The organism is Streptomyces sp. NPDC101194, assembly GCF_044767885.1.
Lineage (GTDB): Bacteria > Actinomycetota > Actinomycetes > Streptomycetales > Streptomycetaceae > Streptomyces.
The window spans coordinates 640,558-662,725 of record NZ_JBIWOS010000001.1 but is presented as its reverse complement, the minus strand read 5'-3'; the positions used below and the strand labels follow the sequence as shown (position 1 = coordinate 662,725).

General features: G+C 71.2%; 20 protein-coding genes. 4 read left to right on the top strand and 16 right to left on the bottom strand.

Going from position 1 to position 22,168, the window contains the following annotated elements; genetic code table 11:
- Window positions 1–201: 201 nt before the first annotated feature.
- Together ACIRP2_RS02870 and leuA are read right to left on the bottom strand one after the other, a co-directional pair.
- On the bottom strand, window positions 202–879 hold the full coding sequence (locus ACIRP2_RS02870; RefSeq protein ID WP_404247141.1) for a TerB family tellurite resistance protein: 678 nt from the start codon (window positions 877–879) through the stop codon (window positions 202–204).
- Between the two features lie 238 nt (window positions 880–1,117).
- Entirely contained in the window at window positions 1,118–2,914 is a 1,797-nt protein-coding gene (gene leuA, locus ACIRP2_RS02865) for a 2-isopropylmalate synthase (protein ID WP_404245868.1), read from the bottom strand.
- A gap of 294 nt (window positions 2,915–3,208) precedes the next feature.
- Here leuA and ACIRP2_RS02860 point away from each other — a divergent pair, with 294 nt between their 5' ends.
- Both ACIRP2_RS02860 and ACIRP2_RS02855 read left to right on the top strand, forming a co-directional pair.
- Window positions 3,209–4,285: a M4 family metallopeptidase gene (locus ACIRP2_RS02860; protein WP_404245866.1), complete on the top strand. Its 1,077-nt coding sequence runs from the start codon at window positions 3,209–3,211 to the stop codon at window positions 4,283–4,285.
- A gap of 37 nt (window positions 4,286–4,322) precedes the next feature.
- On the top strand, window positions 4,323–4,589 hold the full coding sequence (locus ACIRP2_RS02855; protein ID WP_404245864.1) for a protealysin inhibitor emfourin: 267 nt from the start codon (window positions 4,323–4,325) through the stop codon (window positions 4,587–4,589).
- An 82-nt stretch (window positions 4,590–4,671) separates the two neighbouring features.
- Here ACIRP2_RS02855 and ACIRP2_RS02850 read toward each other — a convergent pair whose 3' ends face one another.
- The 4 genes from ACIRP2_RS02850 to ACIRP2_RS02835 all read right to left on the bottom strand — a co-directional run bounded on the left by ACIRP2_RS02850 (window position 4,672) and on the right by ACIRP2_RS02835 (window position 8,743).
- A complete protein-coding gene (locus tag ACIRP2_RS02850; RefSeq protein WP_404245862.1) occupies window positions 4,672–5,700 on the bottom strand; it encodes a GTPase Era in 1,029 nt (342 codons plus the stop codon).
- Window positions 5,701–5,762: 62 nt separating this feature from the next.
- Window positions 5,763–6,707, bottom strand: a complete 945-nt coding sequence (locus ACIRP2_RS02845) for a WxL protein peptidoglycan domain-containing protein (RefSeq protein ID WP_404247139.1) — start codon at window positions 6,705–6,707, stop codon at window positions 5,763–5,765.
- 83 nt (window positions 6,708–6,790) lie between these two features.
- On the bottom strand, window positions 6,791–8,173 hold the full coding sequence (locus ACIRP2_RS02840; RefSeq protein ID WP_404245860.1) for a beta-xylosidase: 1,383 nt from the start codon (window positions 8,171–8,173) through the stop codon (window positions 6,791–6,793).
- A gap of 216 nt (window positions 8,174–8,389) precedes the next feature.
- Window positions 8,390–8,743: a cytidine deaminase gene (locus ACIRP2_RS02835; RefSeq protein WP_404245858.1), complete on the bottom strand. Its 354-nt coding sequence runs from the start codon at window positions 8,741–8,743 to the stop codon at window positions 8,390–8,392.
- Between the two features lie 402 nt (window positions 8,744–9,145).
- Here ACIRP2_RS02835 and ACIRP2_RS02830 point away from each other — a divergent pair, with 402 nt between their 5' ends.
- Complete coding sequence (locus tag ACIRP2_RS02830) at window positions 9,146–9,577, top strand: hypothetical protein (RefSeq protein WP_404245856.1); 432 nt, start codon at window positions 9,146–9,148, stop codon at window positions 9,575–9,577.
- A 57-nt stretch (window positions 9,578–9,634) separates the two neighbouring features.
- Here ACIRP2_RS02830 and ACIRP2_RS02825 read toward each other — a convergent pair whose 3' ends face one another.
- The 5 genes from ACIRP2_RS02825 to ACIRP2_RS02805 form a co-directional block, all read right to left on the bottom strand.
- Window positions 9,635–9,988 (bottom strand): MmcQ/YjbR family DNA-binding protein, encoded by a 354-nt coding sequence (locus tag ACIRP2_RS02825; RefSeq protein WP_404245854.1) that lies wholly within the window; start codon window positions 9,986–9,988, stop codon window positions 9,635–9,637.
- The gene (locus ACIRP2_RS02820; RefSeq protein ID WP_404245852.1) at window positions 9,985–11,277 is read right to left on the bottom strand and encodes a hemolysin family protein; all 1,293 of its coding nucleotides are present in this window, start codon (window positions 11,275–11,277) and stop codon (window positions 9,985–9,987) included. The genes ACIRP2_RS02825 and ACIRP2_RS02820 overlap by 4 nt, the downstream gene beginning before the upstream one ends.
- The gene (gene ybeY / locus ACIRP2_RS02815; RefSeq protein ID WP_351079104.1) at window positions 11,274–11,771 is read right to left on the bottom strand and encodes an rRNA maturation RNase YbeY; all 498 of its coding nucleotides are present in this window, start codon (window positions 11,769–11,771) and stop codon (window positions 11,274–11,276) included. Before ybeY ends, ACIRP2_RS02820 begins: the two co-directional genes overlap by 4 nt.
- A gap of 12 nt (window positions 11,772–11,783) precedes the next feature.
- A complete protein-coding gene (locus tag ACIRP2_RS02810) occupies window positions 11,784–12,812 on the bottom strand; it encodes a PhoH family protein (protein ID WP_404245849.1) in 1,029 nt (342 codons plus the stop codon).
- A gap of 139 nt (window positions 12,813–12,951) precedes the next feature.
- A complete protein-coding gene (locus ACIRP2_RS02805) occupies window positions 12,952–14,076 on the bottom strand; it encodes a carbohydrate kinase family protein (RefSeq protein ID WP_404245847.1) in 1,125 nt (374 codons plus the stop codon).
- A 339-nt stretch (window positions 14,077–14,415) separates the two neighbouring features.
- Here ACIRP2_RS02805 and ACIRP2_RS02800 point away from each other — a divergent pair, with 339 nt between their 5' ends.
- The gene (locus tag ACIRP2_RS02800; RefSeq protein WP_404245845.1) at window positions 14,416–15,774 is read left to right on the top strand and encodes an MFS transporter; all 1,359 of its coding nucleotides are present in this window, start codon (window positions 14,416–14,418) and stop codon (window positions 15,772–15,774) included.
- Here the strand turns inward: ACIRP2_RS02800 and ACIRP2_RS02795 are convergent.
- The 5 genes from ACIRP2_RS02795 to ACIRP2_RS02775 form a co-directional block, all read right to left on the bottom strand.
- Window positions 15,738–16,730, bottom strand: coding sequence for an adenosine deaminase (locus tag ACIRP2_RS02795; RefSeq protein WP_404245843.1), 993 nt, complete (start codon window positions 16,728–16,730; stop codon window positions 15,738–15,740). The two genes, ACIRP2_RS02800 and ACIRP2_RS02795, sit on opposite strands and share 37 nt — an antisense overlap.
- A 90-nt stretch (window positions 16,731–16,820) precedes the next feature.
- Entirely contained in the window at window positions 16,821–17,729 is a 909-nt protein-coding gene (locus ACIRP2_RS02790) for a ribonuclease Z (protein WP_404245841.1), read from the bottom strand.
- An 18-nt stretch (window positions 17,730–17,747) separates the two neighbouring features.
- Window positions 17,748–18,107, bottom strand: a complete 360-nt coding sequence (locus ACIRP2_RS02785) for a histidine triad nucleotide-binding protein (protein ID WP_404245839.1) — start codon at window positions 18,105–18,107, stop codon at window positions 17,748–17,750.
- 142 nt (window positions 18,108–18,249) lie between these two features.
- Complete coding sequence (locus ACIRP2_RS02780; protein ID WP_404245837.1) at window positions 18,250–21,516, bottom strand: S41 family peptidase; 3,267 nt, start codon at window positions 21,514–21,516, stop codon at window positions 18,250–18,252.
- 80 nt (window positions 21,517–21,596) lie between these two features.
- Complete coding sequence (locus ACIRP2_RS02775) at window positions 21,597–22,130, bottom strand: hypothetical protein (RefSeq protein ID WP_404245835.1); 534 nt, start codon at window positions 22,128–22,130, stop codon at window positions 21,597–21,599.
- Between the last annotated feature and the right edge of the window lie 38 nt (window positions 22,131–22,168).

Genomic DNA, 22,168 nt, shown 5'->3' with positions numbered 1-22,168 from the left:
GGCCGTGAACGCGTACCGCTCGATTCCGATGCGGCCCTCATGACGGGCCCCCTTCCGCCGGGTGTCTGGATTCCTGTCCAGACTTCCGGCGGAAAGCGGCCGATACGTCGTACCCGGGGCCGAGTTCGCGGCTACTGCCGCAGTGGGCCCGCGGGTCCGATTACTCCCGCGGGAGTACGCGCCCGATCCGGACGGGGCCGTTCAGGAGGGGGTGCGCGCGGCCGCCGCGAGCAGTCGGGCGGTGTCCTCGGCGCAGAGCTGCAGCGCTCCGCCGACCGTGGTCAGCACCTCGCGCTCAGCCTGCCCGTACGGGCCGTCGGCGAGCGCGATCCTGGCTCCCTGCAGCAGGATCGATTCGCGTCCGGCGGGGGCCAGGTGCGGGGCGAGGGGTTCCAGTGCCTCGTGCAGTTCGATGGCGAGGGCCGCGCCGCACGCCTCGGCCGCCGGGTCGAAGGCGGCGCCGTGGCCGATGTCGGCGGCGAGGACCTCGACGACGGTGGAGAGCTGTTCCTCCGTGCAGTCGTCGAATCCGGCGTCGCGCACGAGGGTGGCCGCGGCCTCCAGGGCCGTGCGGGAGGCGGTGCCGCCGGCCGCGAGGACGCCGAGCGCGACCGTGTGCACGGCGTCCCGCAGCATCGCGGAGAACCGGGTGGTGGTGGGGTGGTCCAGCACGTCGGTGTCGAACCGGTCCCGGCAGGCGGCGCATTCGACGACCGGTCCCGTGGTGCCGCGCCGCACCATCGGCACGCCGAGCACCGCGAAACGGCGACGGCCGGTGAGCCGGCGGTAGTTGCGGTCGCCGCCGCAGCCGGGGCAGAAGAACTCCCCGTCACCGACGGTGTCCCAGATGGTGCGGATGCCGCAGATACGCAGCTTCATGGCGCGTTGTCCCAGGGCTGACCGCACGTCGCACACCTCCGTAACTCCCCCGTGACCCCAAGGGCACGGGAGGTGCCGCTCCGGCAACATTGCCGTGTCGACGTGATGTTAACCACAGTCACGATGTGGCGTCAGTACCTCGGTCGTCACAACCGCCGGAGATGGCCGAACCCCGCCCCCCGGGTGCGGGTGGACGGGGTCCTCGGCCGTGCGGCTTCATGCCCTTTCGGGCACCGGGTCAGCGGGTGGCGCGGTTGACGGCGGAGACGACCGCCTTCAGCGAGGCACGCGTGGTGTTGGCGTCGATGCCGATGCCCCACAGGACCCTGCCGTCGATCGCGCACTCGATGTACGAGGCGGCCTGGGAGCTGGCGCCCTCGCTCATGGTGTGCTCGGTGTAGTCCAGCAGACGGGCATCGATGCCGATGGCCTGCAGCGCTTCGAAGAACGCGGAGATCGGGCCGTTTCCGGTACCGGTCAGCACGGTGTCCGCGCCGTCCACGGTCGCCTCGACGGTGATGGTGTCCCGGCCGTCGGAGCCGGTCGTTGTCTGGCCGGAGCGGATCTGTACGCGCCCCCACTGAGCCGCGGCGTCGTCCGGGTTCGGCAGGTACTCGTCCTGGAACGTGGACCAGATCTGCGCCGGCGTGACCTCGCCGCCCTCGGCGTCCGTCTTGGCCTGAATGATCCGGGAGAACTCGATCTGCATCCGGCGCGGCAGGTCCAGCTTGTGGTCGTTCTTCAGGACATAGGCGATTCCGCCCTTGCCGGACTGCGAGTTGACCCGGATGACGGCCTCGTAGCTGCGGCCGACGTCCTTCGGGTCGATCGGCAGGTACGGCACCGCCCACTCGATGTCGTCGACCGTCGTGCCCCGGGCGGCCGCGTCGGCCTCCATGGCGTCGAAGCCCTTCTTGATGGCGTCCTGGTGGGAGCCGGAGAAGGCGGTGTAGACCAGGTCGCCCGCGTAGGGGTGGCGCGGGTGGACCTCCATCTGGTTGCAGTACTCGCTGGTGCGGCGGATCTCGTCGATCTGCGAGAAGTCGATCTGCGGGTCGACGCCCTGCGAGAACAGGTTCATGCCCAGGGTGACCAGGTCGACGTTGCCGGTGCGCTCGCCCTGGCCGAACAGGCAGCCCTCGATCCGGTCCGCACCGGCCATGATGGCCAGTTCGGCGGCGGCGACGGCGGTGCCGCGGTCGTTGTGCGGGTGGACGGACAGGCAGACGAACTCGCGGCGCGACAGGTTGCGCGACATCCACTCGAACCGGTCCGCGTGCGTGGAGGGGGTCGAACGCTCCACGGTGGCGGGCAGGTTGAGGATGATCTCGCGGCCCTCCTCCGGCTGCCAGACGTCACAGACCGCCTCGCAGACCTCCAGGGCGAAGTCCAGTTCGGTGTCGGTGAAGATCTCGGGGCTGTACTGGTAGCCGAAGATCGTCTCCGGGCCCAGCAGCTTCTCCGCGTACTCCATGACCAGCCGGGTGCCGTCCACCGCGATCTGCTTGATGTCGTCCTTCGAGCCGCGGAAGACGACCCGGCGGAAGGTGGGCGCCGTCGCGTTGTACAGGTGCACGGTCGCGCGGTGGGCGCCGACGAGGGACTCCACGGTCCGCTCGATCAGGTCCTCGCGGGCCTGCGTCAGGACGGAGATCGTCACGTCCTCGGGGATCGCACCCTCTTCGATGATGGAGCGGACGAACGCGAAGTCGGTCTCGCCGGAGGACGGGAACCCGACCTCGATCTCCTTGTAGCCCATGCGTACGAGCAGATCGAACATCTCGCGCTTGCGGGCCGGCGACATCGGGTCGATCAGGGCCTGGTTGCCGTCGCGCAGATCGGTGGAGAGCCAGCGGGGCGCGACGGTGATCCGGTTGTCCGGCCAGGTGCGGTCGGGGATCTCGACGGCCTCGTACCGGCCGTACTTGTGGATCGGCATGCCGGACGGCTTCTGCAGCTGAGTGGCGTTGGTGATCGGCGTGGGACGTCCGACGGCGTTCCCGGCGGGCGTCTGAGCGGGATGTGCGGCGGTCATGGCGTACGGCTCCTCGGGGTCCAACCAATGGGACGGCCGACTGTGTCGCTGCAGCACCAGACTCCGCGGGGAGGGGGTCGGCCTACGACTACAGGCCCTCGCCGCGGCAGCTAAGAAGAAGCAGCCCGAAACGCATGATGCGACGAGACTAACCGAGAGACGCCTGATGCGTCCGTCCCGTATCAGTATGCGGGACCGGGCGCCGGAAACGCCCAGGAGTGATCGATCACTCCATTTCGTCAATCCTGGTCGCAACCAGTGACATGTCCGTCACCCGGTGCCACAGTCGGCTGTATGCAGCCTCAGTCTCAGCACGGGTTCCGCCCCGTCTTCTGCACCATCGTGCCGCCCCATGTCCTCGACAAGCTGTCGCAGTCCGACGACCCCGACCTCGCGGGCCCCGCCCGCCGCACCCTGGAGAGCGACGCCGCCCGCCGCACCCGCCGCCAGATGGCCACGGTCGTCACCGTGCCCGCCACCCCCGCGTCCGGCCAGGAGGCGTCCGACAAGCCCGACCGGACGCTGTACGACTGCCGTCACCGCACCCTGCTGCCCGGCACCAAGGTCCGCTCCGAGGGCCAGGAGCCGACGAAGGACGCGAGCGTCAACCGCGCGTACGCGGGACTCGGCGCCACCTTCGAACTGCTGCTCAAGGCGTACGGCCGCCGTTCGATCGACGGCAACGGGCTCCCGCTGATCGGTTCCGTGCACTACGACGAGAAGTACAACAACGCCTTCTTCGACGGCGAGCAGATGGTCTTCGGCGACGGGGACGGGAAGATCTTCCTGGACTTCACCGTCGCCATCGACGTGATCGCCCACGAGCTGACGCACGGCCTGACCCAGTACACCGCCAATCTGAGCTACTACGGCCAGTCCGGCGCGCTCAACGAATCGATGTCCGACGTCTTCGGCTCCCTGGTCAAGCAGTACTCGCTGGGCCAGAGCGCCGACCGGGCCGACTGGCTGATCGGCGCCGGACTGCTGGCCCCCGGTGTCCGGGGCGAGGCGTTGCGTTCGATGAAGGCACCGGGAACGGCGTACGACGACGACGTGCTCGGCAAGGACCCGCAGCCCGCGTCCATGGAGGACTACATCCACACCGGCGAGGACAACGGCGGAGTGCACCTCAATTCCGGCATCCCGAACCGGGCGTTCTGTCTCCTGGCGACGGCGCTCGGCGGCAACGCGTGGGAACGCGCCGGCCAGCTCTGGTTCGATGTGCTCACAGGTGGTCGACTGGCCGTGGACGCGGACTTCGCGTCCTTCGCCCGGCTGACCGTGGCCGCGGCCCGCAGCCGCTTCGGAGAGGGCGACGAGACGGAGGCCGTCCTGAAGGCATGGTCGGAGGTGGGCGTACCGACCGCGTAGGGCATGTTCCGGCCCGTCCGGTGATGGAGGAGACCGCATGCGGATTCAGGTCAGCAGGACCGGCGGCTTCGCCGGCATCGCGCGCCATGGCGAGGTCGACACCGCCGGTCGGGCCGACGCCGCGGAGTGGGAGGCACTGGCCCGCTCGGCGCTCGTCTCGGGCCACGACACCCCGCCCGGCGGCGTCCCGGACGGCTTCCGGTACCGGATCACGGTCGGTGACCGGACCGTCCACTGCGCGGACCCCCGGCTGACCGACGCCCAGCGCGCACTGATCTCACGCGTCCTGAAGGAGGGCGCGTGAGAGGGGCGCGCGCCCCGGCCGCGGCAAGAGCCGCGCATGCGCCCGAGCCGCTGCCGGAGACCCGGCGTGTCCCCGACCCGGGTCAGAACCCGAGCTTGCGCAGCTGCTTCGGGTCGCGCTGCCAGTCCTTGGCCACCTTCACGTGCAGGTCCAGGAAGACCGGCGTGCCGAGCAGTGCCTCGATGTGCTTGCGCGACTTCGTGCCGACGTCCTTCAGCCGCTTGCCCTTCGGGCCGATGATGATGCCCTTCTGGCTGGGGCGCTCGATGTAGACGTTGGCATGGATGTCGAGCAGCGGCTTGTCAGCCGGCCGGTCCTCGCGCGGCAGCATCTCCTCGACGACGACCGCGATGGAGTGCGGCAGCTCGTCCCGCACTCCTTCGAGCGCGGCCTCGCGGATCAGCTCCGCGACCATGACCATCTCGGGCTCGTCGGTGAGGTCGCCCTCCGGGTAGAGCGGCGGGCCCTCGGGCAGCAGCGGGGCGATCAGGTCGGCCAGCAGGTCCACCTGGCCGGCCCCTCTCCCGCCACCGCCCTTGTTCGAGGAACTGCGTCCCGCCTCCTGCTCCGCCTTCACCGCGGAGACGGGGATGATCTCGGCCCACTCGAAGCCGAGCTCCTCGCCGAGGCGGGAGACGGCGAGCAGCTGTTCGGCGAGCTGCTTGGAGTCGACCAGGTCGGTCTTGGTGATGACGGCGATCTTCGGGGTCTTCTTGATGCCCGCGAGTTCCTTGACGATGTACTTGTCGCCGGGGCCCAGTTTCTGGTCGGCCGGCAGGCAGAAGCCGATGACGTCGACCTCGGCCCACGTGGTGCGCACGACGTCGTTGAGACGCTCGCCGAGCAGGGTGCGCGGCTTGTGGAGGCCCGGGGTGTCGACCAGGATCAGCTGCGCGTCCTCGCGGTGCACGATGCCGCGCACGGTGTGCCGGGTGGTCTGGGGCCGGTTGGAGGTGATCGCCACCTTCTGGCCGACCAGAGCGTTCGTGAGGGTGGACTTGCCCGCGTTGGGGCGGCCCACGAAGCAGGCGAAACCGGCCCGGTGCGGGGCGTTGTTCGCAGCCTGCTGTGCAGCGGCTTCTGTGTCAGGTCGAACGCTCATGGCGCCCATTGTCCCCGATCCCGGCGGCCCCGCCGTACCAAGGGGCGCGCCGGGGCCTGTCGCGCGTCGTCTCAGGCCGTGCCGGTACGGCTGCGACGGGCCCGGATCCACAGCCCCACGCCTGCGCCGACGATCACCAGCAGGACCCCGGCCATCAGCCAGGGCAGGGCGAAGTACCCGACGGCGGCGGACTCGCGGGTGTCGCGGGCGCTCGCGGTCACCTCGATCTCGCCCCATTCCAGCTGGGGCGCGTCCGCCCACTGCTCGGTCAGCCGGACCTGCTGGCGGGGCAGCAGCTCGGAGGGGATCTTCTTCAGGTCGCGGGCGAGCAGGGTGCGGCCGAAGAGGCCCTCGGCCCTGAGGGCGACCTTGGGGTTGAGGGTCACGTTGCCCCGGTTGTGGAGCGTGTACGAGATCACGGCCCGGCTCTTCCCGGTGCCCGGGACCAGCGGCTGGGTGTGCTCGACCTTCACGTCGTCGACGGAGAGCGCGGGCATGGTCGGTCCGTTCACCCGCAGATAGATCCGGGCACCGACCGCCTTGCGGATGCCGACGGCGACCGCTCCCGCGTCGGCGGGGTCGACACGTTCGTCGAGGGCGACGAGGGCGCCGGGGTGGTCGCCCGGCTCGGCGTCCTCGGGAACGGTGATGGTGACCGGCACGGTGACCGAGCCGTGCGGCCGAACCGTGACCCGGTCGCGGCCGGTCCTGGCCCAGGCGCCGACCGAGCGCTGTCTCTCGTTCTGCGCACGGACGGCGAAGCCCCCGTCGCGCGGGGTGTTGTAGGCGTCGGCCGCGTACAGCCGGAAGGTCTGCGGCCGGTCCGTCTTGTTGGTGACGGTGACCCGGTCGTCGAGCGTGGTGCCGGGGTCGGCGGAGAGGTAGAAGTACGGGCGCTGACCGGCCCGGGCGATGGCCGGGTAGACCGACCAGCTGCCGTTGTCCGCGGCGTGGGCCGCGGGGGCGCCGAACAGCAGCAGGGCGCCGGCCAGGAGGAGTACGGACAGCTTGCGCACGGTGCGGGACCCCCGGGTGGTCGTGTCGTCGGTGGTCCGGGCGGGTGCGCGCCCGGTCCACCGGATCGGTCGGGGCTGCTCGGTCACGTGAGCGTGAGGGTGAGCACGCCGGAGTACGCGCCGGGGGCGGTGTACGCCGGTACGTTCAGCGCGAGCCGGGCGTCGACGGTGAACTCGCCGCCGGTGAAGGTCCCGTTCGGCGTGGACGCCAGCGTGGCGCCCGCGCTGCCGACCGGCCCCTGGGAACCGGCCGCACAGGTGCTGGGACTTCCGGCCTTCGTCGCGCAGACCGGGGTCCAGCCGAGTTCGGACGCCCCGATCGTGGCGCCGCCGGGGCCCTTGAAGTCGGTGACCTTTCCGGTCAGGGACCAGCCGGCGGGACCGCCGCGGTAGTCCTCGACCGTCACCGTCTGCAGGGAGCCCCGGGAGGCACCGCCCCGGCCGAAGTCGACCGCCGACATCTCGACCGTGTCCCCGGCCTGGACCATGGACAGCGTGCCCGCCTTCACGGTCGAGTCGAGCCGCTGGCTGCCGTCCGGGATCCCGCCGCCGCCCCCGGTGACGGTGTAGGCCTGCGGGCCCGCGCCCTTGGCCGCGTCCCAGCCGCCGCCCTCGTAGGCCACGATGCCGGTGGTCGCCGGATCGTTGACGGTGAGCCGGCCGCTGAAGCCGCCGGAGCCGTCCGCCTTGACGGTGGCCGTGTCGGCGGTCTGGTTGTCCCCGGCCCGGCCCGCCAGCGTGACGTCCGCGCCCGCGGTGAACTTCGACCCGGTCACGGTGACCGCGTCGCCCGCCTTGCCGGACGCCGCCCCGAGCCGGATGGCACGCTCGTTGACCTGGCCGCCGCCGTCCGTCGCGAGGATCGTCTCGGAGACGGGGGCGGGCGGATCCGTCACCGTGCAGGGGGTGTCCAGCTCCATGATGTAGCTGGTGTGGATGTTGTAGTCACCGGGCGACAGCGTGATCTGTCCGGGCGCCGTGACCGTGAACGTGCCGGTCATCGAGAACGACGGGAAGTCGCCCTTGCCGGGTACCGGGGCGTTCTTCTTCGGGCCCGCGACGGTGATGCTCGCGGACTGCGCGCCGCCGACGGTGACCTTGCCGGTCGGCGTCATGATGTCGGCGGGCAGGGCCAGATCGACCGGGTTGCCCGCGGCGGGCTCGACGACGGTGTACGTGACCGTGACGGTGTCACCCACCATGGGTGCGGCGTTGTCGACGGTGATCTCGGCCTTGGTCGGCCCGTCGATCGGGGGGATGCCCGCGATGGCCGGCGGGATGCAGTGGGTGGGGAAGTCCACCGGCACGGAGGCCGTCACCATGGCCTGCGCGGGGCCCGCGAGTCCCCCGCCCCCGGCCACGACGAGCGCACCCACGCCCAGCGCGGCGCCCCAGCGACGGCCGCGCCCGGAACGTCTTCGCGCGCCGGATCTTCGCATGCTGATGCTTCGAACGGTCGGACGCATGGAGCCCCCTCCTGCCGGATGCGGCGCAGCGGCTCTTCTGCGCCGACAGGGGGCCCATTGACGACTCCGGCCGAAAAGAAGTCAATGGAAGCGAAACGCACCGACTGATGGACCATCAGATGGTGTCAAGATCCGCATTTCTCCCACCTGGTGTGCGAACGCCCCGCGCCGGTGGGGTGCGGGGCGTTCGTACACCGTGTGCGGATCCTGTCGCCGTCAGCCCGCCGTCACGCTGACCCGCAGCGCGCCGTCGGGCCCGGCGAGCAGGACCGGGGTGTCCGGGCCGCCCAGGTCCCGTACCGCGGCGCGGTCCGCGTCCGACAGGGTCTGCGCCTCGGAGACGACCGCGGCCGCCTCCAGCGACGTGGCGCCGCTGGCCACGGCCATCGCCACGGCGGTCTGCAGGGCGCTGAGCTTCAGCGACTCCAGTCGGACGGTGCCCGCGACGTACGTCCGTCCGGTCTCGTCCCGTACGGCCGCGCCCTCCGGCACGCCGTTGCGGGCGCGGGCGCTGCGCGCCAGCGTGACGATCTTGCGGTCCTCGGGGCCGAGGTCGGTGCTCTCAGTCATGTGCCGAGCATACGAACCGGACGGACGGGTACGGTCCGCGGGCACCGGTGGCGCGCGGCCACCCCGGCACCGGGCGTCCGCGGAGCAGTCCGGGCACGCCGTCCGGAACCGAGCGACGACCTGCGGTGCGATCGCGTGCCGGTGCGGCGGCCGGTACCGGTGGACCGCTGCAATGACACGCGCTCACCGGACGCCTCCTGTCACCGCGAAGTCCCCTTGTCCGACCGAGGCACGGTCCGCGATCCCGTGTATGGCAAGGTGTGCACGACTCACGCCGACCGGGCTTCGCGGAAGAGTCCGGCCCGCGGCGGGCACAAGGACCCTGCAGCAGCGCCCGGGAAGTCACCTGCCGGACGGGAGCGTGCCGTCCGGTTCACGCCCAACCTTTCAGGAGTGTCGCCCGTGAACGGAAAGCGTCGCCGGCTGCTGTTGGCCGCCCTCAGCCCCATGCTCGATCCCCAGGAGCAGGTCGAGGTGGCGACCATCGTGAACCTGAGTTCTGTCTCTGTGCGCCGGACGGCGGCATTCGCGGCGGCCTCGGCGATCGCGAGCGGTGGCATGGCCGTGATCCCGGTGCCGACCCCGATGTATCTGGCAATGACCGACCGTCGCATCTTCATCTTCCGGGCGAACCCGACGTTCGCTCGGCCGGAGGAACACCTGATGACGATTCCGCGCGCCGGCCTCGTCCGTTCGGAGGTCAAGGAACGCATACTCAACTCGTCCTTCGTCATCTCCTCACCGGAAGGCGAGCAGGGTCTGAAGATCGTCTTCCCGCTGATCAGCCGCACGGACCGGAACGCGATGGCGGTCGCCCTGCCCCTGGCACGCTGACTGCCCCCTCACGAGTGAACAGAGGCGTCAGGAACCGGGGAACAGGTTCGCCGTCTCCTACGCCCGGTCCAGTCGCAGCCGTTCCGCCTTCGGCAGGCCCGCCACCACCAGGTCGTAGGAGTCCTCGACGAGCTCACGGAGCACCCGGTCCGGCACCCCGGAGACCGTCACCGTGTTCCAGTGCCGCTTGTTCATGTGCCAGCCCGGCACCACCGCGTCGTACTCCTCGCGAAGTCGCACCGCCTCGTCCGGATCGCACTTGAGGTTCACCGTCAGCGGGCGTGCGTCCAGCGTGCTGAGCGCGAACATCTTGCCGAGCACCTTGAAGACGGACGCCTCCGGCCCGAACGGGAACTCCTCGACGCTCGCGTTGAACTCCAGGCAGAACGCCCTCAGCTGTTGCGGAGTCACCCTTCCTCCACCCCCTCCGGCTCCACGGGCTCCACCAGCACCGTGACAATCTTGTTCCGGCGGCCCGCCGGGGACTCCGCGGTCAGCCGGATCCGGCGGCCGTCGGGCAGGTCGACCGGCGAGGACGCACCGGCGATCGGAACCCGTCCGAGCGCCTTCGCGAGAAGACCGCCGACCGTCTCCACGTCCTCGTCGTCGAACTCGTCGAGGCCGAACAACTCCCCCAGGTCGCCGATGTCGAGGCGGGCGGTCACCCGGAAGCAGCCGTTCTCCAGCTCCTGGACCGGCGGGAGTTCACGGTCGTACTCGTCGGTGATCTCGCCGACGATCTCTTCGAGGATGTCCTCGATGGTGACGATGCCCGCGGTGCCGCCGTACTCGTCGATCACGACGGCGACGTGGCTGCGCTCCTGCTGCATCTCGCGCAGGAGATCGCCGGCGTTCTTCGTGTCGGGCACGAACGCCGCCGGACGCATCGCCGTGGAGACCAGATCGGCCTCCGACTCCCTGTTGATGTGCGTCTTGCGGACCAGGTCCTTGAGATACACGATGCCGACGATGTCGTCCTCGTTCTCCCCGGTGACCGGGATCCGCGAGAAACCGGAGCGCAGCGCCAGGGTCAGCGCCTGCCGGATCGTCTTGTAACGCTCGATGCAGACCAGGTCGGTCCGAGGCACCATGACCTCGCGCACGAGCGTGTCACCGAGCTCGAAGACGGAGTGCACCATGCGGCGCTCCTCGTCCTCGATCAGCGACTCCGCCTCGGCGAGGTCGACCAGTGCCCGCAGTTCGGCCTCGCTGGCGAACGGTCCCTTGCGAAACCCCTTGCCGGGCGTCAACGCGTTGCCGATGAGGATCAGCAGCTGCGGGATCGGGCCCATGACCCTGGCCAGCGGCACCAGCACGTAGGCGGCGGCGGTGGCCGTGTTCAGCGGGTGCTGGCGGCCGATGGTGCGCGGCGACACGCCGATGGCGACATAGGAGACGAGGACCATCACGGCCATCGCGACGGCCAGCGCCTCCCAGGTCTGCGGGAACTCCTTCAGGCAGGCGTACGTGACGAGCACACCGGCCGACATCTCGCAGGCGACCCGCACCAGCAGGGCGACATTGAGATACCGGGTCGGATCGGCCGCGACCTGTTCGAGCTTCCGACTGCCGCGCCGCCCGGAGCGGACGGCCTCGGCGGCCCGGAAGCTGGACACGCGGGCGATGCCCGCCTCCGCGCAGGCCGCCAGCCAGCCGCCGACGACCAGCAGAACGGCACCGAGGACGAGGGGGACGCTCACGAGACGGTGGGGGCGGGCGAGGGGCCGGTCAGGCCTCGCTCGGCGCGCCAGCCGTCCACGATCGCGGCCTGGAGGCCGAACATCTCGGCCTTCTCGTCCGGCTCCTCGTGGTCGTACCCGAGGAGATGCAGCACTCCGTGGACGGTGAGGAGCTGGAGCTCCTCGTCCATGGAGTGCCGGGTCTCCGCGTCCTCGCCCTGCTTCTTGGCGACCTCCGGGCAGAGCACGATGTCACCGAGGAGCCCCTGCGGGGGCTCCTCGTCGTCCTTGGACGGCGGACGGAGTTCGTCCATCGGGAAGGACATGACATCCGTCGGCCCCGGCAGGTCCATCCACTGGATGTGGAGCTGCTCCATGGCGTCGGTGTCCACCACGATCACCGAGAGTTCGGAGAGCGGGTGGATCCGCATCCTTGCCAGCGCGTAGCGGGCGATGTCGAGGATCGCCTGCTCGTCGACCTCGGTTCCGGACTCGTTGTTGACGTCGATCGACATGGTGCGCTGCGACTACTTCCCGTTGTGGCTGTCTCGGTTGTCGTACTTCTCGTACGCGTCGACGATACGGCCGACCAGCTTGTGCCGGACGACATCCTGGGAGGTGAGCCTGGAGAAGTGGACGTCCTCGACGCCGTCCAGGATTTCCTGGACCTGACGCAGACCGCTCTTGGTCCCGTTCGGCAGGTCGACCTGGGTGACGTCACCGGTGATGACGATCTTCGAATCGAAGCCGAGCCGGGTCAGGAACATCTTCATCTGCTCGGCGCTGGTGTTCTGGGCCTCGTCGAGGATGATGAACGCGTCGTTGAGCGTGCGGCCACGCATATAGGCCAGCGGCGCGACCTCGATCGTGCCCGCCGCCATCAGCCGCGGGATCGAGTCGGGGTCGAGCATGTCGTGCAGGGCGTCGTAGAGCGGACGCAGATACGGGTCGATCTTCTCGTAGAGCGTGCCCGGCAGGAAGCCGAGACGCTCGCCCGCCTCGACGGCGGGCCGGGTCAGGATGATCCGGTTGACCTGCTTGGACTGCAGGGCCTGGACCGCCTTCGCCATGGCGAGATAGGTCTTGCCGGTGCCCGCGGGGCCGATGCCGAAGACGACCGTGTGCTTGTCGATCGCGTCGACGTACCGCTTCTGGTTGAGGGTCTTGGGACGGATGGTGCGACCGCGGCTGGAGAGGATGTTCTGGGTGAGCACCTCGGCCGGCGTCTCCTGGCCGTCCCCGTCGCCGCTCTCACTCGCCCTGAGCATGGCGATCGAGCGTTCCACTGCGTCCTCCGTCATCGGCTGACCGGTGCGGAGCACCAGCATCATCTCGTCGAACAGGCGCTGGATCAGGGCGACTTCCGTCGCGTCTCCGGCGGCGCTGACCTCGTTTCCCCGGACATGGATGTCGGCCGCCGGGAAGGCCGTTTCGATCACGCGCAGCAGGGCGTCACCGGAGCCCAGGACGGTCACCATCGGATGCTTGGCCGGAACGGTGAACTGGGCTCGCGCCTGCCCCGGCGCCAGGGTCTGGGCTGTGGGTGTCTGAGTCATGGGCCGGCTCTGTGGCCTGCACATACCTCCTGTTGCAGGGTTCTCGCCGATCGACAACCTCTGGATTACCAAGCGTACGACTCCGCACCGACAACACCGAGGGCTTTTTCGCACAGGGCTGCGAACACCACTGCCCCGTTCAGGCCGGACGGCGGAAGCCGATCGTCGGGACGGCCCGGCGCAGCGGCCACGGCCGGGCGGCCGCGGGCAGCAGTTCCTCCAGGAACGCGTACCGCTGGAGCGCCGCGGGGTCCTGGTCCGCGAAGGTGCGCACCTGCTGCCACCAGGCGGCGATCTCCTCCCAGTCCGGTGCCGACAGCGAACCGCCGAACTCCTGCACCGAGAGCGCCGCGGTCAGTCCGGCGAAGGCCAGCCGATCGGCCAGCGGCCAGTCCGCCAGGGTGCCGGTGACGAAGCCTGCGACGAAGACGTCGCCCGCCCCGGTCGGGTCCAGCGCCTCGACCTCGATGGCGGGCACCTCGGCGCTCGCCCCGGTCGCCGCGTCCACCGCGTACGCGCCCTCCGAGCCCAGGGTGACCACGGCGAGCGGCACCCGTTCGGCCAGGGCGTGGGCGGCGGCGCGCGGGCAGTCGGTGCGGGTGTAGCGCATCGCCTCCTCGGCGTTGGGCAGGAACGCCTCGCAGTGCTCCAGGTCGGCCAGGGCGCCCAGGTCCCAGCGGCCGGTCTCGTCCCAGCCGACGTCGGCGAAGATCCGGGCACCGTTCCCGGCCGCCTTGGCGACCCAGGGCTCGCTGCGCCCGGGGACGAGCGAGGCGATGGCGGCACGCGCGCGGGGCGGACAGCGCGGGAAGGCGGACTCCTCGGCCGGGAGCACGACGCCGGGGGCTCTTTCGGGTCCCGGGGCCTCGTGGCCGTGCGAGACCATCGTCCGTTCGCCCTCGTACGCCATGGAGACGGTCACCGGTGAGTGCCAGCCGGGGACGGTGTGCGACATGGACAGGTCGATGCCCTCGCCCTGCTCCAGGGCGTCCCAGCAGTACTCCCCGTAGTGGTCGTCGCCGAACGCCGCGGCCAGTGAGGTGTGCAGGCCCAGCCGGGCGAGCGCGGTGGCCATGTTGGCGACCCCACCGGGGCTGGAGCCCATGCCGCGCGCCCAGGACTCGGTACCGCGCACCGGGGCGCTGTCCAGGCCGGTGAAGATGATGTCGAGGAAGACCGTGCCGGTGAGGAAGACGTCGCAGTCCGGGTCCTGCGGGGCACGCAGCCCGTCCAGTGGGTCGATGGCTGGAATGTCCGTGCTCACCTTGCGCTCCCCGGTCGTGGCAGATGCGGCCAGTGTGCCCGATCCGCTCCTGTATCCGGAGGGTCCGCGCCGCCCCCTCCCGGGGGCCCGCACCGACTCCGCATCCCAACGCGCTGACCTGCACAAACATGGGCGGCTACCCGGGCATCCGAAGCGCAAACGCATATGTGATTCAGATCACATCAGGGCGGCTTTCGGTGGGCTGGACGCAGTTGATACAAATTGGCCCGCGAGCCCCGTTGGCGGCAGTTGCCGACGCGTGCACCGTCTCCCCCTGTATGTCCCGCATTGCCCTCCCCTGCCTTCTCTGCCTCCTTCGGCATGTCTTCAGGAACGCCCATGTCCTCGCGCCCTCGCGCCGCGTGGCCCCTGGTCGCCGTGTTCACCGCCGGTTACCTCGCCGCCTATCTGCTCCCCACCATCGTCGGGCGGCTCTCCGTCCATCTCGGCCTCAGTACCGCCCAGGCAGGTCTGGTGGGCAGCGCCCTGCTGCTGAGCTCGGCGACGGCCGGATTCACGCTGGCGGGCCGGGTCGAGACGTACGGGCCACGACGCCCGGCACGGATCGGGCTGGTGCTGGCCATGGCGGGATACGGCTGCGCCGCGCTGGCGGGCTCCGTGCCGCTGGTGGTCATGGGCGCAATGATCGGCGGCTTCGGCTCCGGTACGGCCACCGCCGTGGCCGCGGCGGGCATCGCGGCCCAGCGCGATCCGCACCGGACCTCGTCGCTCGGCCTGCTGAGCGTCTCCGCGACGGCGGGCGCCCTCTATCTGACGATCCCGCACCTCGGCGGCGGCCACCGCCTGCCGTTCGCCTCGATCGCCCTGGTCGCCCTGCTCGTCTGGCCCGCCACCGCACGGCTCGGCGGCCCCGCGCCCGCCGGTCCCGCGGCCCCCGTCGTCGGCCGGCTGCCGCACCGGCGCTCCGGTCTGGTGCTGGCGGGCGGCATGCTCGTCTGGTCCATGGCGCAGAACGCGCTGTGGGGTGTCAGCAGCCGGATCGGCGTGGTCCAGGCCGGTCTCTCCGAGGTCACCATCGGCGCCGTGTTCGCCGCCGCGCTCGGTGCGGGCCTGCTCGGCGTGATGGGCGCCGGAGTGCTGGGCGCCCGGCTCGGCCGGGCGGTGCCGATCGGCCTGGGCACCGTGATCATCGCGGCGAGCATCGTGCTCAGCTCGTCCGCCGGGAGTCTCGGTTCGTTCGCGACCGGCGAGATCCTGTGGAACACGGTCTACCCGGTGGTCCTGTCGTACCTGATCGGGCTGGCCGCTTCCCTGGACGTGCGCGGCCGATGGGCCGTGCTCGCGGGTTCCGCCTCATCCGTCGGGGTGGCCTGCGGACCGGTCCTCGGCAGTGTGCTGTCCGAGCAGGCCGGCTACCCGGTCATGGGACTGATCCTCGGCACCGTCACGCTCCTGGTCGCGGCCCCGGTCACGGCCGTCGCCCTGCACACCGGTGGCCGGCCGCTGGTGCCCGGATCGGTGCGGCGCAGGGGCGGTGCCCCGGCCGCGCTGCTCGCCGTCACCACCGGAGCGGTGCCCGGCGCCGTGCCCAAGCTGGGTGCGCCCGAGCAGGCCGTCACGGAGATCAGCCTGCCCGCGCTGCGCCGCAGGCGCCCGGTCCGGAACGCGTTCCGGACGGCCGGCCCGTCGGGCGGTGCCGGTCAGTCGAACTCGTACGCCTCGACCTCGGCGAGATAGCGCGCCCTGCGATCCTCGTCGTGGTCGAGGAAGGCCGCTTCGAAGGAGTTGCGGGCCAAGGTGCGCAGCTGCTCGTGGTCCAGACCGAGCGCCTCGTGCACGGCGTGGAAGGTGTCCCCGACGTAGCCGCCGAAGTAGGCGGGGTCGTCGGAGTTCACCGTGCACAGCAGTCCGGCGGCCATCATGGCCCGCAGCGGATGCTCCTCCAGCGTGTCGATGGCGCGCAGCCGTACGTTGGACAGCGGGCACAGGGTGAGCGGCACCCGGTCGGCGACGAGCCGTCCCACCAGGTCCGCGTCCTCCATGCAGCGCAGCCCGTGGTCGATCCGCTCGACCCCGAGGACGTCCAGGGCCTCGCGGATGTACTCGGGCGGGCCCTCCTCACCGGCATGGGCGACCTTGCGCAGCCCGAGCGCCCCGGCCGCCTCGTACACCTCGCGGAACTTGACGGGCGGATGCCCGACCTCCGCCGAGTCCAGGCCGACCGCACTGATCCGGTGCAGATACGGCTTCGCGGCCTCCAGGGTCCCGAGCGCCGACTCGGCGGACTGGTCGCGCAGGAAGCACATGATCAGCTGGGTGGAGATGCCGTGCTTCTCCTCGCTGCGGTCCAGCGCCCGGCCGAGCCCCTCGACGACGGTGCCGATCGGGACGCCGCGGGCGGTGTGGGCCTGCGGGTCGAAGAAGATCTCCGCGTGCCGGACGCCCTGGGCCGCGGCGCGGGTGAGATACGCGTCGGCGAGCTGCTCGAAGTCCTCCTCGGTCCGGAGCACCGCCATCAGGGCGTAGTACAGATCGAGGAAGGTCTGCAGATCGTCGAAGAGATAGGCGGTGCGCAGCTCTTCGGTGTCCGCGTACGGCAGCGTCACGCCGTTGCGTTCGGCCAGCGCGAAGGCCAGCTCGGGTTCGAGGGTGCCTTCGATGTGGAGGTGGAGTTCGGCTTTGGGGAGGTGCACGGGTCTTTCACGCTCACAGAGGGTGGTGCTGATGTGTTCGCGGGTGCCGGTGGACACCCGTGTTCAAAGGTGGCGGGGCAGCCGCCCTGTTCAGAGGCGCCGGGTGGGCACGGGAACCCGGCCGAGGTCGCGGGCGACGGTCAGTTCGCCCTCGAACCCCGCGGCGCGGGCCTGCGACTCGAAGACGGCCGGGTCGTCGTAGCGCTGCGAGAAGTGGGTCAGCACGAGGTGCCGTACGCCCGCGTCCCGGGCCACCCGGCCCGCCTGGCCGGCGGTCAGATGGCCGTGGTCGGTGGCGAGTCGTTCGTCCTCGTCGAGGAAGGTCGACTCGATGACCAGCAGATCGCATCCCTCGGCCAGCACGTGCACGCCCTCGCAGAGCCTCGTGTCCATGATGAACGCGAACCGCTGGCCGCGCCTGCGCTCGGAGACGTCGTCGAGCGCGACACCGCCGAGAGAGCCCTCGCGCTGGATCCGGCCCACGTCGGGCCCCTTGATGCCGTGCTCGGCGAGCCTTGCGGGCAGCATGCGGCGTCTGTCGGGTTCGACCAGCCGGTAGCCGTACGACTCGACGGGGTGCGAGAGCCGGTGGCTGCTGAGCGTGTACGCGTCCGTGGCCGCGAGCACCCCGTCGGCCGCGACCGGGGCCTCGGTCAGCTCGACGGACTCGCGGTAGGCGGTCGCGTAACGCAGCCGCTCGAAGAAGTGCTGTCCGCTCGCCGGGTAGTGCGCGGTGACCGGGTGCGGGACCTGGTCGAGGTTGATCCGCTGGATCACCCCGGCCAGGCCGAGCGAGTGGTCGCCGTGGAAGTGCGTGACGCAGATCCGGTCGATGTCGTGCGCGGCGACGCCGGCCCGCAGCATCTGGCGCTGGGTCCCCTCACCCGGGTCGAAGAGGATGCCCTCGCCGTCCCAGCGCAGCAGATAGCCGTTGTGGTTGCGGTGTCTGGTCGGGACCTGGCTGGCGGTGCCGAGGACCACGAGTTCGCGTACGGACACGGTGTGCGATCGGCCGTTCTAGCCGGGAGGCCACTGCAGTCCGCGGCCGCCCAGGACATGGGCGTGCGCGTGGAAGACGGTCTGGCCGGCACCGGAGCCGGTGTTGAAGACGACCCGGTAGCCGGTGTCCACGATCTTCTCGTCGGCGGCCACGTGTCCGGCCTCGCGCAGTACGTCGGCGGCGATGGCCGGCTCGGCCGCGGCGAGGGCGGCGGCGTCCGGGTGGTGGACGCGGGGGATGACGAGCACGTGGGTGGGGGCCTGGGGGTTTATGTCCCGGAAGGCGACGGTGGTGTCGGTCTCCCGGACGATGGTCGCCGGGATGTCACCCGAGACGATCTTGCAGAACAGGCAGTCGGGCTGCGGTTCTCCCGCCATGGGGTCGGCTCCTCGGTCGGTGGTGATCGTTGTACGGCATGGTATCGGGGCGCCGGCGGCGGGCTCGTTCCCCGTACCGGGAGGGGGCGAGCGGGCCGACCGGCCGACCGCGGGCGCACCCGCCCCCTCCCTCGTCCACCCCCTACATCCCCGGCGGCTCCGGCGCCCGCTTCGCCGGCGTTTCCGCCAGCGACGCCAGCGCGATCCGGATCGCCTCGTCCAGTTGCGGATCGCGGCCCGCCGCGTGGTCCTGCGGCGTCACCACGACCTCGACATCGGGATCGACCCCGTGGTTCTCCACGCCCCAGCCGTAACCCTCGAACCAGAACGCGTACTTGGGCTGAGTGACCGACGTCCCGTCGACGAGCTTGTAGCGGCTGTCGATGCCGACCACCCCGCCCCAGGTACGCGTACCCACCACCGGCCCGATGCGCAGCGCCTTGATCGCGGCGTTCACGATGTCGCCGTCCGAGCCGGAGAACTCGTCGGCGACGGCCACCACGGGTCCGCGCGGCGCGTCCTCCGGGTAGCTGTACGGTCGCATCCCGCGCGGCATGTCCCAGCCGACGATGCGCCGGGCGAGCTTCTCCACGATCAGCTGCGAGGTGTGGCCGCCGCGGTTCTCGCGGACGTCCACGACCAGCCCCTCGCGGGCCACTTCGAGGCGCAGATCGCGGTGGAGCTGGGCCCAGCCCGAGCCGACCATGTCGGGCACGTGGAGGTAGCCGAGACGTCCGCCGGAGTGCTCGTGGACGTAGGCCCGGCGGTCGGCGACCCACGCGTGGTAGCGCAGCGCCTCCTCGTCGGCGACCGGTACGACGACGACATGGCGCGGGTAGCCGCCGTCCACCGGCGACACGGTCAGCTCGACCGGCTTGTCGGCCGAACCGGTGAGCAGCGGTCCGGGTCCGGTCACCGGGTCGACCGGCTGCCCGTCGACGGCGAGGATCGTGTCCCCGACACGCACCGCCACGCCGGGTGCGGTCAGCGGCGACCGGGCCGCCGGATCGGAGGTCTCGGAGGGCAGGATGCGGTCGATGCGCCAACCGCCCTCCTCGGTGCGGGAGATGTCCGCACCGAGCTGCCCCTGCCGGGTCGATTCGTCACGCCATCCGCCGGGCGGCGTCACATAGGCGTGCGAGGTGCCGAGTTCTCCCTGCACCTCCCACAGCAGGTCCACCAGGTCGTCGTGGGTCGCGACGCGCTCCAGCACCGGGCGGTAGCGGTCCAGCACTCCGTCCCAGTCGACGCCGCCCATGTCGGGACGCCAGAAGTTGTCCCGCATGATGCGCCCGGCCTCGTCGTACATCTGACGCCACTCGGCGGCCGGGTCGAGGATCCGGCGGATCCGGGAGAGATCGACGGTGACGCTGCTGTCGCCGTCGTGGTCGTCGTCCCCGGCCGGTACGCGGGTGTCGGACGGCACGACTCGCAGCTTGCCCCGGGTCCGCAGAACGATCCGCTTGCCGTCGCCGCTGACCTCGAAACCGCCGACGTCCGAGGCGATTTCCTCGCAGCGCAGCTTCTCCAGGTCGTACCGTTCCAGGACGGTCTCGGGCCGCCGGGAGTCGGGGGTGGCACCGCTCGTACCGAGCACCCCGGTCACCGGATGGTTCAGCCACAGCAGCCCGTCCCTGGCCGCCCGCAGCGTGGAGTAGCTGGCGGCCTCGACGGGCAGCGGCACGATCCGCTCGGCGAGTCCTTCGAGGTCGATCCGGGTGACGGGCAGCGCGGTCGGGTTGTCCTCGCCGTCGCCGCCCTTCTCCTTCTCGGTCGGGCGGCCGTGGCGCTGCGGCCCGAACGGGGAGGGCGTGGTGGCGGCGAGCGTCAGCAGATGCGGACGGCAGGCGCCGATGAAGGCCAGGTCGAAGACGTGGGCGTCGTAGACCGGGTCGAAGGACCGCTCGGACAGGAACGCGAGGTGCTTGCCGTCGGTGGTGAACGCGGGGGCGAAGTCCCGGAAACGCAGCGGGGTGGCCTCGGCGACGGACAGATCCGCGAGGTGCGCGAGCTTGAGCTGTCTGAGCGGATCGGGTCCGGGGTGCGACCAGGCCAGCCAGGAGGAGTCCGGCGAGAAGACGAGCCCGGAGACGTCGCCGTGCTCGCTGCGGTCCACCTCGTGGACCTCACCGCTCTCCCGCTCGACGATCAGCACCCGTCCGTCGTGCGCGGCGACGGCGAACCGGCTGCCGTCCGGTGCCGCGGCCAGGTCGAGGACCCTGCCGATACGGCCCGCGGCGAGGCGACGCGGTACGGCACCCGGTGCGGTGCCCGTGGCGGGGGCGCACTCCAGGGCGTCGTCGCCCTCGGCGTCGGTGACCCAGACGGCGTGCTGGTCGCCGTCCGCCTGGAAGGCGCGGGGCATCCGGGCCCGTACCCCCGGTTCCACGGCGAGCGCGCGGGCCGGGCCCTCGCGGTGGGTGACCCAGTGGACGGCACCGCGCGTCCCGACGGCACTGCCGCGTCCCGTACGGTCCGGGGACGCGGAGTCGAGGTGGCTGCCCGCGTGCACGGGGTGCGGCTGGAGGTCGGCGCGCTGGCCGCCGAGCCGGATGTCGAGGCGGCGGGGCTCGGCTCCTTCCAGGTCGTCCAGCAGCCAGAGTTCACCGGCCGAGGCATAGCAGACGCGGGTGCCGTCGGTGGTCGCGTGACGGGCGTAGAAGCCTTCGACGCCGCTGTGGCGGCGCAGGTCCGAACCGTCGGGGAGCGAGGAGTAGAGCGCACCGACCCCTTCGTGGTCGGAGAGGAACGCGACCCGTTCCGACGTGCGCGACTCCGGTCGGTCGGCGAAGGCCCCGCCGCCCACCCACATCGGGGCTTCGATGTTCCCGTCGAGGTCCTCGTGCAGCCGTACGAACTCCGCCGGGCCGTCGCTCGCGCCCTCTGCCGCGATCCACAACTTGCCCGCGGTGCCGCCCCGGTAGCGCTTCCAGGTGGCGGCCTCGCGCCCCATCGTGGCCGAGAGCAGCAGGATCCGTCCGCCGGGCCCGTACGCGAGGGAGCCGACCGGCCCGTACGGCAGGGTCCGCGCGGGACCGCCGTCGACCGGGACGGCCCTGGCCCAGCTGCGCCGCATCGACGCCTGCCCCTGGGCGCTGATGACCAGTACGTCGCCCTCGGGCGTCCAGCCGCGGACGGAGGTCCGGGCGTCGCCCCAGTACGTGAGCCGCTCGGAGGGGCCGCCGTCCACCGGCGCGATGTGAACCTCCGGGGCCCCGTCCCGGGTGGACGTCCAGGCGACCCGGGTTCCGTCGGGAGATATCCGTGGGTTGGTGACCGGTCGGTTGTCGGCGCTGGCACGCCAGGCGCGGCCGCCGTCCAGCGGCGCCAGCCAGACATCGTCCTCGGCGGTGAAGGCGATCACATCACCCTGGACATGGGGGTATCGGAGGTAGGCAGGCTGCGTCACACCGATCACCCTAGGCCGCGGGCGTGCTCCGCGGAACCGAGTTGGCCGGACTCCGCCGGGCGGCCGGACGGCGGGCGCGATCACTTGCCCCGGGGCGCCTCGGTCACCGTGACCGTCACGGTGACCGTCGGCCGGGCGCCGCCGTTGCCGCCGCCGAGGGGCGGGTTCACGGCAACGGCCGACGGGGCGGCGTTGCAGTCGCCGAGCACATCTGCCCGGAAAACGACCTTCCCGGCAGCCTTCCCGGTCAGATCCCCGCGCACGCAACGCTCGTCGAGCGCCTGGGTCACCTGGCCTGCGATCGTGATGGCCTTGCCCTGGCCGGTCCTCCCGGTGCAGTCGACGTCCGCGATCCGGCGCGCGGAGGCGGAGGGCGACGCGATCTTGATCCGGTCCCCCACCACGTCGGCCGTGCAGCTGAGCCACTGGACATCGACCCCGTTGCGCTCCAGGGCGCTGGTGCCGGTCCGGTCGGTGGTCACGGCGATGGATGCGGAGTTCAACTCGCCCGCGGGTTCACAGGCCACGACACCTGCGACCGCCGCGCCCGCGAGTGCGGACGCGGCCAGAAAGCGACGGATACTTCCCTGACCCCATGCCCTTGATGTCCCCATACGGGCAGCTTCCCACCGTTCCCCCGCGGGGCGGTAGA